Source organism: Fulvivirga imtechensis AK7, from assembly GCF_000331535.1.
Lineage (GTDB): Bacteria > Bacteroidota > Bacteroidia > Cytophagales > Cyclobacteriaceae > Fulvivirga > Fulvivirga imtechensis.
Genome location: NZ_AMZN01000055.1, coordinates 120,895 through 137,721, shown reverse-complemented (window position 1 = coordinate 137,721; position 16,827 = coordinate 120,895). Strand labels below are relative to the sequence as shown.

General features: G+C 42.5%; 14 protein-coding genes. 4 read left to right on the top strand and 10 right to left on the bottom strand.

The window, feature by feature from the left end:
* Position 1 precedes the first annotated feature (1 nt).
* Together C900_RS17020 and C900_RS17015 are read right to left on the bottom strand one after the other, a co-directional pair.
* The gene (locus tag C900_RS17020; RefSeq protein ID WP_083867514.1) at positions 2-4,045 is read right to left on the bottom strand and encodes a response regulator; all 4,044 of its coding nucleotides are present in this window, start codon (positions 4,043-4,045) and stop codon (positions 2-4) included.
* A 333-nt stretch (positions 4,046-4,378) separates the two neighbouring features.
* Positions 4,379-5,020: a phosphatase PAP2 family protein gene (locus C900_RS17015; protein WP_009581333.1), complete on the bottom strand. Its 642-nt coding sequence runs from the start codon at positions 5,018-5,020 to the stop codon at positions 4,379-4,381.
* Between the two features lie 511 nt (positions 5,021-5,531).
* Between C900_RS17015 and C900_RS28600 the strand changes: the two genes are divergently transcribed.
* From C900_RS28600 to C900_RS17000, 3 genes are all read left to right on the top strand, one after another.
* Complete coding sequence (locus C900_RS28600; RefSeq protein ID WP_009581331.1) at positions 5,532-6,587, top strand: adenylate/guanylate cyclase domain-containing protein; 1,056 nt, start codon at positions 5,532-5,534, stop codon at positions 6,585-6,587.
* 22 nt (positions 6,588-6,609) lie between these two features.
* The gene (locus C900_RS17005; RefSeq protein WP_009581330.1) at positions 6,610-6,828 is read left to right on the top strand and encodes a hypothetical protein; all 219 of its coding nucleotides are present in this window, start codon (positions 6,610-6,612) and stop codon (positions 6,826-6,828) included.
* 238 nt (positions 6,829-7,066) lie between these two features.
* Complete coding sequence (locus C900_RS17000) at positions 7,067-9,262, top strand: carbohydrate binding family 9 domain-containing protein (RefSeq protein WP_009581328.1); 2,196 nt, start codon at positions 7,067-7,069, stop codon at positions 9,260-9,262.
* Positions 9,263-9,340: 78 nt separating this feature from the next.
* Here C900_RS17000 and C900_RS16995 read toward each other — a convergent pair whose 3' ends face one another.
* From C900_RS16995 to C900_RS16960, 8 genes are all read right to left on the bottom strand, one after another.
* A complete protein-coding gene (locus C900_RS16995) occupies positions 9,341-9,745 on the bottom strand; it encodes a DUF4468 domain-containing protein (RefSeq protein WP_009581326.1) in 405 nt (134 codons plus the stop codon).
* Between the two features lie 8 nt (positions 9,746-9,753).
* Positions 9,754-10,158 carry a GreA/GreB family elongation factor gene (locus tag C900_RS16990; RefSeq protein WP_009581325.1) on the bottom strand — a complete coding sequence of 135 codons (405 nt, stop codon included), beginning with the start codon at positions 10,156-10,158 and terminating at the stop codon, positions 9,754-9,756.
* A 449-nt stretch (positions 10,159-10,607) separates the two neighbouring features.
* Complete coding sequence (locus C900_RS16985; protein WP_009581324.1) at positions 10,608-11,975, bottom strand: sigma-54-dependent transcriptional regulator; 1,368 nt, start codon at positions 11,973-11,975, stop codon at positions 10,608-10,610.
* Positions 11,968-13,089 carry a sensor histidine kinase gene (locus tag C900_RS16980; protein ID WP_245558450.1) on the bottom strand — a complete coding sequence of 374 codons (1,122 nt, stop codon included), beginning with the start codon at positions 13,087-13,089 and terminating at the stop codon, positions 11,968-11,970. Before C900_RS16980 ends, C900_RS16985 begins: the two co-directional genes overlap by 8 nt.
* Positions 13,090-13,284: 195 nt before the next feature.
* Complete coding sequence (locus C900_RS16975) at positions 13,285-13,758, bottom strand: hemerythrin domain-containing protein (RefSeq protein ID WP_009581322.1); 474 nt, start codon at positions 13,756-13,758, stop codon at positions 13,285-13,287.
* 17 nt (positions 13,759-13,775) lie between these two features.
* Complete coding sequence (locus tag C900_RS16970; protein WP_009581321.1) at positions 13,776-14,009, bottom strand: hypothetical protein; 234 nt, start codon at positions 14,007-14,009, stop codon at positions 13,776-13,778.
* Positions 14,010-14,027: 18 nt separating this feature from the next.
* Positions 14,028-14,762: an iron-sulfur cluster repair di-iron protein gene (gene ric, locus C900_RS16965; RefSeq protein ID WP_040496969.1), complete on the bottom strand. Its 735-nt coding sequence runs from the start codon at positions 14,760-14,762 to the stop codon at positions 14,028-14,030.
* A gap of 60 nt (positions 14,763-14,822) precedes the next feature.
* On the bottom strand, positions 14,823-15,257 hold the full coding sequence (locus C900_RS16960) for an RrF2 family transcriptional regulator (protein WP_009581319.1): 435 nt from the start codon (positions 15,255-15,257) through the stop codon (positions 14,823-14,825).
* 418 nt (positions 15,258-15,675) lie between these two features.
* Here C900_RS16960 and C900_RS16955 point away from each other — a divergent pair, with 418 nt between their 5' ends.
* Positions 15,676-16,809: a Fic family protein gene (locus tag C900_RS16955; protein WP_009581318.1), complete on the top strand. Its 1,134-nt coding sequence runs from the start codon at positions 15,676-15,678 to the stop codon at positions 16,807-16,809.
* Positions 16,810-16,827: the final 18 nt, after the last annotated feature.

Sequence of the window (16,827 nt, the reverse complement as noted above, 5' to 3'; positions counted from 1 at the left end):
ATTAACCCTTGACCTTGTTGTTTTTCAGGAATGCCGAAGGGGAGATACCAAAATAGCCTTTAAAATATTTCCTAAAGTTCTTTACACTGTTGTATCCCACCTCATCGCTGGCTTCGTTGATGTTGTACTGGCCAGACTTCAATAGTTTGGCGCCTTTCCTAACGCGCATGACATGGATAAACTCCTTTGGAGAATAGTTGGTGAGTGCCGGAAATTTAAGATACAGCAACGAACGGCTGACTTTGAGCTTATCAGCAAGGTTCACCACATCAAAATAAGGATCAGCCATATGTTTGTTGACCACAATCATAGCCCGTTTTAGCAGGTCAGAATCCGGTGAGTTTTGAGCCGCCTCATCAATATTCGCCATGGAGTCGGCAAACATAGCTTTTAACGTGGCCCGCGAGCGGATCAGGTTTTGAGCGGAGGCCAGCAATACGGATTTATCGCAAGGTTTAGACAGGTGTACGTCAGCACCGGCAGACAGTACCTCTACTTTTTTGGCATCAGAAACAAACGCTGTGAGCACAATAATGGGAATATGACTGGTCATTTCATCTTCTTTCATCTCCCTGATGAGGGCGTGGCCGCTTTTTCCCGGCATGGCCAGGTCTGTAATGATCAGGTCGGGAAGTTTTGTCTTGGCCAGCTCTATGCCGTCAACACCTGACCTGGCCTCAAATACGGTATAGTAGCCCGACAACACCCCGGCCATATACCGTCTTATATCTTTATTGTCTTCTACTATCAAAATCTTAGCCCCACCATTCTCCCTGTTGACCTCCTTATTAAAGCGCATCAATGACCTCTTCAGGTGATGCTGAAACCGGTATTTCAGCAATTGATCAGGCTTAAAATGGCCGGAGCCTTTGTATAGTATCATAGTAAACGTGGATCCGGCACCCTTTTTACTTGCCGCGCTGAGCTCACCATGATGTAATTGCACCAGTTTTTGGCTCAAATGAAGCCCGATACCGGTACTTTCGAAGCCGCTGGCTTCATTTAACGGGGGCCGTGAAAAGCTGGCATCAAAAACCTTGTCAATATCACTATCAGCTATGCCTGTACCTGTATCACTCACAGTGACTGCAATTGCTTCACGGTTTTGGTACCGGTATTGGCAGTCTATACTTACACTGATCGCCCCTTTTTCAGTGGTGAATTTAAACGCATTGGACAGTAGATTGAACAGCACCTTCTCCAACTGATCTTTGTTAAACCAGATCAACTCGAATTTTTTATTGGTATCAAAGTAGAGGTCTATCTTATTCTTTTTGGCCAGTTCTTCAAATACCTGAACTGTATCCCGCACAAAAGCAATGATATCATACTGTGATACCATCAGTTTAAGTCCCTCCTGTTCAAGTTTTTTCATATCGATCAGCTCGTTGGCCAATCTCTTCAGGCGCTGAGCATTAACCTCGATCTTATGCAGACATTTAGGTGTTGATGAATGTCCGTTGGACTTCAAAACGTCTATATCGTTGAGGATCAGTGTGAGTGGCGTTCGGAATTCATGCGAGATGTTGGACACAAAATCCAGCTTCAGGTTTTGGTTGATCCTGGCCATTTTTTCAAGTTCAAGCTGCTGCTTTAGCCGTACTCCTGCCAGGCGATACCGGTAGTAAGCCGCTACCAGCCCTGCAGCAAGCAGACTATAAATAATAAATGACCACCACGTCTTCCACCATGGCCCCTTCACATCAAAAGGTATTGTAGAAGAAGCTACTACCTCTCCACCATAGCGTACAGCTCTGACCGAAAGATTGTACTCACCCGGATTCAGGCGGTACAGCACTACCCGTGGGCTTACAGGATCTACAGGGAACCATTTTTCATCATCGATGCTATACTCAAAGCTGATGTTGTCATGCAGGTGATGTGCCGGAAACCCCAGTAAGACATCAATAACATCATTCTCCTGCACATCCACTACCGCTTTCCCAGCGTGTGAACCACGAACCTCAGCACCCTTGGATTCATCATTCACCAAAATATCGGAGATCATAATGTTGCAGTCAGCTTTGCAACGATTTTCATCTTCGGCAATGCGTTTTGTATCGATGATCACCACCCCTTTGTTGGTGCCGAAGTATACATTTCCCAGGTGGTCTTTGGCTACCGAACCATAGTGAAAAAAGGGCCAGCCACTGGCTCCCGGCACCCTGTACTGTCTGATCCGACCGGAATAGGGGTGATAGGAAATTATCCCCTGATTAGTACCCATCCACAAAGTACCATATGGATCTTCGGTAATGGCATTGATCTTTTTATTTTTAAAGAACGGCCTTTCTTTAAAATCTATGGTTTTACCTGTTTTCCCCTGATATTTATAAAGCCCCCTGTTGGTACCCAGCCAGCTAATACCGTTGACAGCTACCGAATGGTAAATGTACGCGTCATATGTATCGGTAAAAAGCATTTCGTTCCCCGTAAAAAATCCATCTTTAATAATTCCATTGACCCAGGGGCTGAAGAATACCATGGTGCTGTCACATAGAAAATCCCCATAATACATGGGTTTGACAATGCTGAAGGCGCCTTTTTTAATAGAATCAAGGTGATTAGTGATGGCCCCTGTCTCTGGATCGATCATGTTGAGGCCCGACTGCGTAGTGGCGTAGATATTTCCTCCTGTATCTTCAAAAATATCATTAACGATGCCGGACGTGAAAGGATCGGCAGAAGTGTATTTTGGCGAGTATATCCTGGGAGTAACATCTTTCCCAGCCTTAAAGCGCTCATACTGTTCCCGGGTGTAATAGCATAATCCTTCGTAAGTGGCTATCCACAAATTCCCTTGCCGGTCAAAATGAAACTCACTGATACTGTCGGAAGGTAAATTGAGGCTACCCCCCACTTTTTCCACCTGCTTAGGATCAAAGTTACCGTCTTCCGCTCGCTGCAGATATACTACTCCTCTTCCAAAGGATCCTACAAGAAGGTTGCCTTCGCTGTCCACCTTCACGCTATTCAGGCTGGTGAGATTACCTACATGCTCGTGAAGCGCAATGGTTTTTATCGCCTCATCCTGTAAGCGTGTACTCTTAATGCCATCTCCAATTGTAGCCACCCAAAGGGTGTTATTCCTTACGTAAATAGAAGAGATGCCGTCATCCAGGAAATTGAAATCGGGAATAGATTCAAAAGAAATAGGTTCCGGTACACCGCGTTCATCTTCCAGAAATATCCTGTAGAGCCCCATGCCAGTTACGGAAAAGTACAGGTAACCATCAGCATACGTAGTGGCCGTATAGGGTGTAAGGGTTTGAATATTAGGCATGTTCAAACCCGGCACCTTTTCCAGTTGGCCGGTGGTCAGGTTATAAATGAATGGCCCTTCTGAAAGGTAGTTGATCAGAACCCGGTTTGCTGGCAATACCTGAATGTTTTTACCGAGTTTAAATCCCTTACCCTCTCCTTGCAAGGGATTGTTGATCAGTTGATATTTTTCCCATTGCCCAAGTTCATTGACCTTGCCATGAATAACACCATACCCTGCCAATGAGATGAATAAATGATCGTTACGTGCCGTAGCAAACTCGTTAACGATCAGGTTTTCACCAAAGTGTTTGACATCAAAGCGCTCAACACCCTGGGGTTGGAAGTTTTTATCGGTAGATACAAGATATACTCCGTGCAGATATGAGATCAACACCTGCTGGCGCCCCAGATAAATAATGTCCTCAACAGGGTTGTTAAAGCTTAGTGTATGGCTCACCAACTGCCTGGTATCAGGATCATAGATTCGAAGCCCCAATTTAGTACCAAGCCATAGCCGCTGGTCCGGCATAATGTAGACATAGTATACTGGTATATGTTTGCCCAGACTGTCGAGAAGGGGTACCGTATAAGCGTGATATCCGTCAAATTTTACTACTCCTCCTTCAGTAGCCAGCCACAATACTCCGTTTTTATCTTCTTTTATATCGTAAATATAGTTGGATATCATGCCATCCACCTCTTTATACTCCTTCCATACAGGTTTTTGGCCGTAGCTTTCAAAAAACAACATAAATAAAAGTACACAAAGGTGGGGCTTCATGGTTATCAGGAAGTTAGGTGAATATGTAGAGCAGGAAACATAGCTTGAGCATTGGAAAATTCTTAACCAAAACTCTTTACAGACACAATAGAAGCAATAAATTAAGTGATTTGATGGAAATTATCAAAAGAAAGCATGCGGTTTCTTAACACCTGATGTATTTAGTGTCTCTAAGAAAACGTCAATGTCTGCGTTTACAAACACTATTTAACAAAAAGAAAGAACAAGCGGAAACCTGTGGAGCCGTGGCATTTAAAATCTCCGGTCGCTCACGGTAAAACCTTCACTTATACCTCTGTAAATATTCGGAGCATCAATAAAAGTGTGAAAGTCCTAAAAGCTCAAACTCATATAAATTCCTGGGGTCTTTCCGTTGTAAACAGGGGCCATCATTACTTTGTTCCTTTTCTTTTTATCTCTGTTCAGCCACTTAGTAAGCTTATGCTGATGGGTAAGGTAGACCAGTTCTGTTGCTAAAATGCCAACACCAGCGCCAACGAGTACATCCGGTAGCCAATGATGATTGTTGATCACCCGCAGGGCTCCGGTAGCCACAGCAAAGGTGTATCCCGCCACGCTATACCAAGGGCTTACATCCTTATATTCATGGTGCATGAAGGTGGCTGTAGCAAAGGCTCTGGAAGTGTGTGCGGAGGGAAAAGAAAGTCCCTCGCCACTCGGACGAACCATACCAAAGCCTTTTTTCATGGTGCTGGTGAGTACATGCTGCAGCAGAAATATTTTGGAAAGGATAATAGTACGTTCGCCAAAATTATTCTCACCATGGATCCCCATCATATTCAGTCCGTAAACCATTACAACCGGGGCATAACGTAAGTGGTCGTCTATGCTGGTTTGAAACTGTTGCGGTTCGGCCAGCAGATCCGTCTGAATACTTTCCTGGATCTGGTACTTGCTTAAACCTGTGTGATCTTCTGCAGTCAGTGTGGCCAGTGCCACTGTTGTCAGTGCCATGGGCACTGCAGCAATTCTAAAAGACTGTCTTTGGTGCCATTTCAGGGGTGTTTTAATTGAATCGACTTGTGCGTATGCAATGGATGTGAACAGTAGGAGTGGGAGTAAAAAATAAAGGCCTCTCCCTTTTTTAATGATACTAGTCATAAAAAAATTGCGTTTGAAAAGTTTAAAAAATGAAATACAAAGAGAGGAATGTAATTTTCAAAAAATCAGCAACAACACATTCCACGCCCAAGCTTTAATTTAATGATTTTAGAGCAGATTTTCCACTTCTTGTCGCAGATATTTCGGCATGTAATTGGTAACAAACTGACAGCAAGCGCTTTGCACTTATGATTAAGTATAACTTCAACTAAGTGTAACGTATGTTACAATGCACACACTCCTTATCAGGTACTTTTGCGACAAATATTTTTACAGCCCATGTATCCACACATACTTTCCCACGCCTACATCCTTATTGTTTATGATCAACCTCACAGAATGTCTCGCAAAAGGAGAAATAAACATGCACGTAATTTCTGCACATAGCAAAGAACGAATCATCGGGTATGCCTGGTGGATAACGTTGTACTGGCTCATCATAGGCTTATTTGCTTTTGGTTATGAGACCATTCTGCTGTCACAAGAATGGCCTGTAAACCTTTATATCTTCGCACTCGGTGTATACACGTTGCCTCCAGTCATTTTTGGATTACCCTTCCTGATCCTGGAACAACTATTTGTACTAAAATGGATGAACATGCTCAACTTTTATCTGGCGCTGATCATTCGCTCAATGCTTTACCTGATGGGGATAATTGCGGCTTATAGCCTCATCCAGTATTTTGGCCCGTTGATATTCCCGGCCACTTTTTTTAAAGAACCCTTCCTTCTTAAGTTTATCTTTGTATGGGGTCTTGGAAGTATACTGGCTCTATTGTTTTACAGCCTTTCTTCAAAACATGATCCAAAAATGTTTATGTCGTGGCTAAGAGGAGAATACCACAAGCCAAAGCAAGAAGACCGTGTTTTCTTATTTTGTGACATCAACAAATCTACCCCGGTAGCAGAACGGCTGGGGTCACGCTTGTACTTTGATTTTTTAAACGAGTTTTATTCATTTATTACTCCAATAATCCAGCGATATGAAGGCGAAGTTTATCAATATGTAGGTGATGAAATAGTCATTTCCTGGCCACTACAAAAAGGACTGGCCAACAACAACGCACTCGAATTATTCTTTGAGATAAAAGCTGCCCTGGAAAAAAAAGCAGCGTTCTTTCTGAAAAGCTTTCACTATGCGCCTACTATCAAAGGAAGTTTGCATGTAGGGCAGATTACCAAAGGCGAATTGAATGCCATAAAAAAAGAATTTATCTATACCGGTGATGTACTAAATACCACATCAAGAATGTATGCTATCTGTAAAGAAAAAGACGTACCTCTTGTTATTTCAAGAGGGCTGCTTGAACAGTTCTCCGAGCCAGACCGGTACGTGATCCACGATGAGGGTTACTTTCTTCCTCGCGGCAAACAGGAAAAAATATATATTTATTCTATCCCTGAGAGACAAAGCCCATAAGCCAACGAAAATATAAAGCCACTTGAAAAGCAATAAAAACATACTTTTCGCCCTCATCCTAAGCATCAGCCTCGGCCTGGCGCCCTACACCCCCGAACCGCATATTGTTGGGAAAGTCCGCTGGTTATTGGGTGGCGCTCAGGGCATGCAATTTATAGATTATTTCGATTTGCTGCTACATGGTTTTCCATGGGTATTACTCATTATTACCATTGTCAAACGAGTAAAACAGCCTTCGTAATAAGAATATAATGTGGCAGGTGAGGATTGCTTCTCCAGGTTTGTGCAATGCCTATGCGCCTGTAGAGATAATCGTGAATCTTCTTTAATGCCACTTCCGACTCCACTCATCGAGTTATTTTAAGCCAAATATATACATGAATAAAATTAATAGATACATTAAAAACAATTCATCCAATTAATTAATCTAAGAGTTTTATGATCCGTTTCAGGAGATATAACTTTAAAACGAAGGGTTAATGAAAAAAAACTTACTCACTTTGATATCTCTTCTTACTTCCACCATTTACGCACAGGACCTTTATGAGGTTGCCCGCACTACAGCGCCCATTGAAATTGACGGGGTTGTCAACGAACAGGCCTGGAAATCTGTAGAGCCCTTTCCTATGACCATGTATACGCCTGTATACCAGGGAGAGCTCACCGAGAAAACGGAGATACGCATGTGTTATGATGATGAATATATCTATTTTTCCGGTGTTTTCCTTGATTCTGATCATAAGGGTATCCAGGGCAACTCCTTGTTAAGGGATGGCGACCCCGGGGGTGACTTTTTTAACGTACTACTCGACACCTACAATGACAATGAAAACTTCAGCACATTCAGCACCATGCCATCAGGCAACAGGTTGGATGCGGAAATACTAAATGATGCTGAGGGCGATCAGTCGCAGATCTTTAACGCGAGCTGGAATACCTTTTGGAGCGTAGCCACCACACGGAATGATGCAGGGTGGTATGCTGAAATGAAGATCCCTTTCTCCAGCCTGCGTTTTGACGATAACAATGGCAACGTAATCTTCGGACTGATCACCCACCGGCTGATCGGCAGAAAAAACGAGCGGCAGACATTTCCTGCAATTCCACCGAACTGGAATATGGCAGCATGGAAGCCATCCAGAGCCCAGAAGATATTACTGACAGGCATAAAGCGCAAGAATCCTATTTACTTTACTCCTTATGTGCTGGGCAACTATCAGCAAAATAGTGCCTATGATAGTACCAGAAAAGAAATAGCCGACCATTCTGATACAGACGGAGAGGTAGGCCTGGATGTAAAATTTGCTTTAAGCTCCAACCTCACTCTTGACCTGACGCTGAATACAGACTTCGCTCAGGTAGAAGCTGATAATGTACAGGTAAATCTCACTCGCTTCTCGCTTTTCTTTCCTGAAAAGAGGCAGTTTTTCCAGGAACGTTCCGGAGTTTTCAGCTTCACAACCAGCAACATTTCACAAAACCGCCTCTTTCATAGCCGCAGGATAGGTCTTGATGAAAATGGCAACCTGCTGAGGGTTTATGGCGGAGGACGCCTGGTAGGAAGGTTTAAAAACCTGGATGTGGGAGTTTTAACAATGCAGACAGAAGGTTCCGATCCGTCCATCTCATCGGAAAACTTCGGTATTGTTAGGTTAAGAAAAAGGGTGCTGAATGCCTACTCTTATTTGGGAACCTTGATTACTTCCCGTGTGGACTCGGAGGGCAATTACAATTTTGTGACCGGAGCAGATGCACTCCTCAGGGTTGCAGGACCATACTATTTGACCATAAAAGGAGGCCATGTTTTCTCCGATCACCTGCCCGACTCAGAAAATTCGATGGGCTATATAAAATGGGAAAAAAGAGCGGTATCTGGCTTGGGATATATTGCAGAAGCAGAATATACCGGTAAAAATTTTGATCCTGGTGTAGGCTTTGTGCTTCGCAAAAACAACCTGGCGCTAAATCAAAATGTGGTGTACGGGCATTTTATTGACGGTCAGTGGGTAAGGAAACTGGAGCCCTTTGCTGCTAATTCTATTTTCCTTAGAAACAATGATCAGTCCCTGGAAACCATGACAACCGAACCTGGCATCCTTATTTTGTTTGCGTCCGGTGCAGACATTTCCTTCTCGGTTTTGAGGACCTACGATGAAGTGAAGGAGGATTTTGCCCTATCTGAAGAGGCTTTTGTCCCTGCAGGTAACCATACTTTCAGCACTTTGAATGCGGCATTCAATATGTCAAACGGCAGAATGATTAGAACAAGCGTGAGCGGTGAAACAGGAAAGTTTTACGATGGTGATAAAGCTTCTCTTTCCATATCACCTACCTGGATCCCCTCCAAACATTTCCAGATAAGCCTCAACTATACTTTTAACAGGATCGAGTTTACTGAAAGAGACCAACTGCTGAGGGCAGATATTGCCAGCGCCACCATGCTTGCAGCGCTGGATACAAAATGGTCGCTCAGGTCGCTGGTGCAATATTCAAAGCTCAACAATAAAGTAGCCGTGAACACTGGCCTGCGTTATAACCATAAAGAGGGCAATGACCTCTACCTTGTCTACAACCAGGTATCCAATACGGTGGGTCAGGATATAGAAGGAATTGAACTGCCTGGCACCGAAAGCTGGAGCCTGACATTAAAATATACTTATACCTTCATTAGGTAAGTTGTGTGTGTTAGCCCCTTCTCATCTCCGCCAGTTGCGGTGGTTGGAGGGGCTTTTTTTATAAGGTTGGCAAACTTTTTACTGCAAGCCGGTCTCTTTTCCATCTATGGCGTGTTTTATAGCCTCAGCTAAATTAACACACCGTCTGTTAAACTCACGGGAAGCTTGAGAAGATTCCGGGATGTTGCCACTGAATCTGTACGCATATCCGTTATTGCTGATATTGATAGTAAGCGTAATAACTACAGATTGCCGCACAATGCCCTGGTGTACCTGTATGCGCTCACTTGCAACGAGTGTTCCTTGTTCCGGGTCGGCTTGTCTGATGGTAAGGTCAGCGTCTTCCATCCATTCCAGAAGCCTGCCATAAGCCTGTGTTTTAGAATGGGTTAGTACCCTTTGCTCACCATTATAAGACGCAAGATTTATACCGGAACACTCTCCTGCCAGCAATGGCACGAAGGTACTCAATAGTATAATCATAAAGCTCTTCATTTAAATACTCGTTTGGGAGCATTTTTTACTTCGAGTATTTTTATCTTACCTTTTCCTTTCGGAAATAACCACCGTACCTCATCTCCCTTTTTATAACCGAACAATGCCGATCCCATAGGAGATAGAATGGAAATTTTATCCTGTTCCATATTTCGCTCTGCCGGCACTACTATCTGTATGTTTTTTTTAATTCCATAGGGTGTAAGCACGTCAACCATGCTGTTGATGCGTACAACATATCGTGGCATATCAAACTCCTCCTTTACTACCGCCGATTTCAATTCTTTATGAAGCGCTTCCAGGCAGCTTTGGTTCAGGGGATCTGTATATCTTCGATTCTCAAGCATACCAAGAAGCCAATCGTATTCGTTTTTCTCTACTATAATATTTTGCTGATTCATTTTATATATTATTTCTACAGTTGAATTGAAAAAGGGAGGTTTTAGTGTTTAGCTATAGCCAATTACCCGTAGTGCTCACAGTGATATGTCACAGCATCTTCGCGATACCATTGACAACGATCTTTAGAGCACAATGACTACAGAGACTGGAGCTCTGGTGGTGGCTTTGAATATATGCACCGTTGGCAGCATTAGGTGTTTCCCCCACCTCAGTCTCGAACTCAGAGCAGTCCCATATATAGTCGCCACGGTGCAAACCACAGCTTATATCATGTACACATCTATGGCAGATCCCATCAACAATTGACGTTATCATATACATTCATCCCCTTTCGGAGGTCACATTTACAACATGCGTACCAGTAAGACAGGAAATCGCCAAACAGGGTATTTGGAGTCTTTTTAGCGGTATTGCCACGGTGGCAGGGGAAATAATGACCGGTACATTTTTACCCGGTGGTTCGTTTTGTGCCGCTCTGGTTTATCAACTTCTGACGCAATGTTTTCCTGTTGATGCCTAGGATCCTGGCTGCTTCTGTTTTGTTATGATCCACAGCCTGCAACACTTTCAGTATATGCTCATACTCCACTTCTTTCAATGTTCGAAGTATCGTAGTTTCGGCTGGTACTTCCTGAGAAGCACTTTTTATGTAATCAGGCAGGTGACCGGCTGTAATTTCGCCATCACACAAGATCAATGCCCGCTGAATAACATTCTCCAACTCACGGATATTACCAGGCCAGGCATAGCTTTTTAGCAGGCCGGCTACCTCTTTGGAAAGGGTGATCCCTTCTTTATTAAAATCTTTTGAAAACTTTTGAAGAAAATGCTGCGCCAGTGGCAGTACATCACTCCTGCGATCTCTTAGGGGTGGGGTGGTAATTGATATGACGTTAAGGCGGTAGTAAAGGTCTTCCCGGAATTTACCATTTTTACTCATGGCATAAAGATCACTGTTGGTAGCTGCGATAATACGCACATCTATTTTTTGTGGTTTGTTGGCACCTACCATGGTTATTTCTTTTTCCTGGATTACGCGCAACAGCCTCGTCTGCACTGTGCCTGAGGCCGTACCTATTTCATCTAAAAATATGGTGCCTCCGTCTGCCGCCTGAAAGAAGCCTGCCCTGGATTCATATGCTCCGGTAAAAGCACCTTTTACAAACCCAAACAACTCACTTTCAAGCAAATTTTCTGGAATAGCCCCACAATTTACCGCTATAAAAGGTGATTTGCTGTACTTTCCGCTATAGTGAATGGCTCTGGCCACAAGCTCCTTTCCTGTACCGCTTTCCCCGGTTATCAAGGTGGTGACCTTAGTGTCTTTTACTCTCCGGATCAGGTCTATAAGTTCTTTGATACCTTCGGACTGTCCTATAATACCCCAATAGCTTACGGGTTGATCATTCTTCCATTTTGTTTTTTGCCCATCACCTTCAAATTTCACAGCCCGTTGAGCCAATGCTTTTTCCACTGCCTTTTGTAGCTCCTTTATGGTAAACGGCTTAACCAAATACTCCATTGCCCCGGACTTAACAGCCTCCACTGCACCGGCTACAGACGGATATCCCGTGATCACAAGCACCGGAATATTCGGAAAATGACGAGCGGTGTACTTCACTAACTCCATGCCGTTTTGTACCGGCATTTGCAGGTCAGTAATAAGAAGGTCTACATCGGAGTGCTCCAGTATATCGATAGCATCATTGACATTAGATGATTGAAAGGTGACATAGTTCAGTGCATTCAACTGCCTTTGCAGTACTTCCAGCATATCAAAAGAATCATCTACAATAAGTATTCGTTTCTTATTCATACGATTGTTTTAATGGAAATATTACTGTAAACGTAGACCCGCGATCCACCTCTGATTCCACGACTATTTGCCCCCCATGATTTTTTACAATGCCATGCACCACGCTCAGGCCGAGGCCTGATCCTTTACCAGTGGCTTTGGTAGTAAAGAATGGTTCAAATATCTTTTCACGGATAGATTCCTCAATACCGTGACCTTCATCTTTAATGATCAGGATAAACTGATCAATCTGACGCTCCAATTGCACCTCCAGCTTTCTTCCTTTAGGGGTAGCATGTATGGCGTTGATCAGCAAGTTGAAAACCACCTGTGTAAACTGTACAGGATCTACATGGGCAGTTATCTCACCATTATCTTTTTTGAATAGCACAGTCAATCCAGCATTTTTAAATGAGATCTGCAAAAGATCCAGTGCATCTTCAACCAGGGCATTGATTGACACTTCTTGCATATGCTGTGGCATTTCGCATGAAAAGAACATCAGCTTCTTCACCACCTCACGGGCATGCATGGCCGAGTTGATGATCTTCTCTATGTCCTTCTTCATATGGTTATCGCCAGCCCTGTCCTGGACCAGTTGTGAAAATCCCAGAATATTACCCAGCGGTGTATTCAGCTCGTGGGCTATACCCGCTGTAATCTCTCCCAGTATCGCCAGCCTGTCGTTGTGCTGAAACTTCCGTTGCATGAGTTCCTCTCGCTTTTTCTGCTCGCCTCTTTCTATGATCGCGGCTATTTCCTGCGCCAGTGTTTTTAGCAGTGTCTGCTCTTCAGGAAGAAATGGCGATTGCTGAAAGGAAGAAGCATCATAGTAGATCGCAAGATATCCTCTGGGCTGACGACTGATCTCTATAGGGTGCATCTGTGAAATATGTTCAGCAGGAAGCTTTCCTGAAAAATACGCTACCTCGTCCACGCACAGTTGTACCACAGCCTCTTCAGGAAATTTCCATGCCCTGGGTATCACATTTACAATTGATTGCAGCATGTGTTCTAAAGATTGGGTAGAGGTAGCTACAATATTGGATATTTCATAAAGGCACGTAAGCTCTTTGATCCTCTCATTAAGCGTTTCGACAAGCTGATGGTTATTGGCGTTCATAGTATTATCCATGTAACACAAATATCAGCTTTATTTTCAATACCATGATTATTTACACCATTCCATTCAGGGATCAATGGATATTCCGGAGGAAGTTGCGACCGAAGGCTTTAGCTTCAAGTTGCCAGCCCCGTTTACCAGGCATTCATTACCATTCACTTCTCCCCGATTTTATCAACCTCTGTACCTGCTCCCTATTCGGCTCTCTCATTTCCTTATCTTCCAAAATTCATCCTCTGTGTTTTCCTCAAATATTTCATCGTTATGTACGGTACTGATCTTGTCGAGCTGCTCTTCTGTTGCTGCTTCCTGTATTATGTTAAACAAAACACGCTCTTCAAAGCGGATATGTGCTTCCAACTCCTCCTCCAGTAAGCTAAGGGTGCGTTCAAGGTCGGTATTCATAGTGAAGAGCCTGCGCAATCTCCGATGATCGGCCAATGCTTTCTTTATCAGCTTATGATCCTCACCCAACACAGGAAAAAGATACTTCTCCTCAAGACAGAAATGTGGTTCTGCATATTTTTCAAAAAACCAATCGCAATAAGTCTTGATCCTTTCCAGGGCTATGCCTTTGCTCATACCTTGCCGGATCTTCCAGCTTAGCAGTAAGCTATGATGGTGGTCACGGCTTAATGGTTGCATCTTCTTATCTCTTTTTATAGGCTTTATAGCTTCCATTTTGATTCCTTTAATTTTTAAATTCTTTCCAGACACGTAGGGCAGTTTTGCAACGTACCCTGTTGCAGATGAATGCCATCTACGTGCCGCACCAGAAACTTCCGGATCCTGGTATGGTACCCCAAATGATTATTTACATCCACCTGCTTGTCCTTTATCCTGATCCTGATCTTTCTGTCATACTCCTGGTAGCCCCAGCATACCGGACACAATTTGGGTTTTGCCTTCTTTTTGTTTTCCCGGATATTCATAGGTTACTGTTTTAGTCGTTATTTCAACATTTCAGCCAGCGTTCTTTCCAGGGCTATTGACCGTGGAAATAAAATATTGTTCTCTAAATGAATGTGTAGGTGCAGGTCTGATTCAAAATCCTGAAGCATAGCATAGGTGATCTTAAAAGTATTGCATGCATCAGAAGGTGGCTGGTATGCATCGGTCAGTCCATTTATTTTACGAAATCTGTCCCCTTCGGCCTCGTGCTCAGCCATCATCATATCCACAGGGTTTTGTACTGAAACAAATTGCGGTGACGCTACGGCTTGCCCGACTGATTTAGATTTTTCCAACTTCCTAATGAAAGGGAATAATATAAGTTCCTCCTTCTTCATATGTGTGGTAAGCTCACCGGCCGAGGCAGTAAAAAGATCCTTAATTTCAAAGAGCTCCGGATGGCGTGCTCCATGTACATCACAAAGCCGTTGCAAAAATTGTGTAATAACAGGTATTTTCTCTTCAACATAAGCATGATGTTTTTTCTCGATCACGTCTACCAACAGGTCTAAAGGCCAGGAATAGTAGTCAACAGCCTGGCCACCACCATTCTGAATAATGTTTTGAATAGCCAATACCATCTCGTCAATCGAGATATCATTTTGCTTGCATACGTCTTTTAACACTCTGTTACCTTTACAGCAAAAGTCCACTCCATAGTGATGAAATACTTCCGCTGCCTTATAGTTTTCCGCCACAATTTCACCAATTGTCTTTTCAATTATCTCGTTCATTATTTCCATATTTAGTTCTATGATTTCGGATATTTTTGTCCTTTATTTATTTAAATTTTTTTACCTGTTCAGAAAAGTTAATCCCACTTCCAGCCCCACAGCCAACTCATAAAGGGAAGTGTTTTCCAGCATTAGTTTTAATTCATCTCTCACCTTTACAAACTTATCATGCACGGGGCAGGGTTGACTGGCACTACATTCGCTGAGTCCAAGGCCACAGCCTTTATAGATAGCGTCTCCGTCTATCGCATCCACGATTTCACTCAACTTCACTTCATCAATTTGGTTTTTAGGAATCTCAAACCCCCCATGCGGACCTTTAACTGAATAAATTATTCTACTTCGCACCAACAGTTGTAAGATCTTGGCTGTAAATGCCTCAGGAGAGTTGATCTCTCTGGTAATATCTTTCAGGCTGGTCCGCTGTCCGTTCAGTGACTCCTGCGCTACTACTATAGCTGCTTTTATCCCATATTCACATGCCTTTGAAAACATTTCAGTTCCTTTTGATGTAAATATAAGCAATATTTTATTATCGGACAAATTTGTCCTTTATTATTAGTACACTTATAATATAGCAGCCCAATGATTAAGCCTATTTAAGAAAACTTAAATAAGGCAACTCCTTAATTAAGTTTTTTTCACATTTCTTAATTAGTGTCTCTAAGAAAACGCCAATGTCCGCGTTACGTTCGTTCCAAAAATGCTCCTCCGGACAACTGTAACAACTGTACGCACTACTACCGTTTTTTGGAACTTCGTCCCGCCCTTAGGCGGGAATGTTTTCTTAAAGACACTTAGAATTTTCTCACATAATTAAGATTATTTAATAAAACTTAAATAAGCTAACTTCTTAATTAAGTTTTTAGCTTATTTCTTAATTAATGGCTATCTTTAATTAAGATTATTAACTATGAAGCATTTCATCGCGGGTAGGTATATCAAACAAGGTACATATAAAAGCTTTCAGCCGGAAAAAATAAACCGGGCATGGTCCATTGAAAATATGGAGCTTCTGAGTTTATTAAGTCAGGCTGACAGGCATCTTGGTAGGTTGGATATGTATTCAGAAAACATCCCAAATGTAGATCTATTCATTAGTATGCATGTCGTCAAAGAAGCCACGCAATCAAGTAAAATAGAAGGCACCAAAACTAACATTGAAGAGGCTCTTTTAGACAAAAAAAATATCGCTGAAGAAAAAAGAGATGATTGGGAAGAGGTACAAAATTATATCAAGGCTCTTAACGAAGCTATTAATAAACTTGAAGATTTACCTTTTTCATCAAGACTCATAAAACAGACTCATAGAATCTTATTGTCAGGAGTTAGAGGTAAACATAAATCACCAGGGGAGTTTAGAACTAGCCAAAACTGGATTGGCGGTGCCACTATTATGGATGCAACATTTATTCCACCCATACATTCAACCATTGACGAGTATATGAGTGATCTGGAGGAGTTTGTTCATAGTGAAGAAATATATTTTCCTGAGCTTCTAAAGATTGCACTAATCCATTATCAATTCGAAACTATACACCCGTTTCTCGATGGGAATGGACGCGTAGGCCGATTAATGATAACACTTTACTTAGTGGAAAAAGGAATTTTAAAGAAGCCAATCCTGTATCTATCCGATTTTTTTGAACGAAATAGAACCCTGTACTATGACAATCTAATGCGGGTTCGGGAAAAAAATGACATTACTCAATGGTTCAAATTCTTTCTTGTAGGGATAATCGAAACAGCAAAAAATGGCATTTCAACTTTTGATAAAATTCTAAAACTCCAACAAGATGTTGAGAATAGAATTCAAACTTTAGGAAGCAGATCGAGCAGTGCCAACATCCTTATTAAAGACCTATACCAACATCCGATCATAGATGCTCAAAAGGCAAAAGAAGTTACAGGTTTGTCTGCTCCCTCTGTTTATAAACTACTTGTAGAATTAGAAAAGTTAAAAATCATTCATGAGGTGACTGGAAGTAAGAGAGGCAAAATCTATTTCTTTAGAGATTATGTTAATATTTTTAATAGGGAAGATTAACAAGGATCAGATCATTGG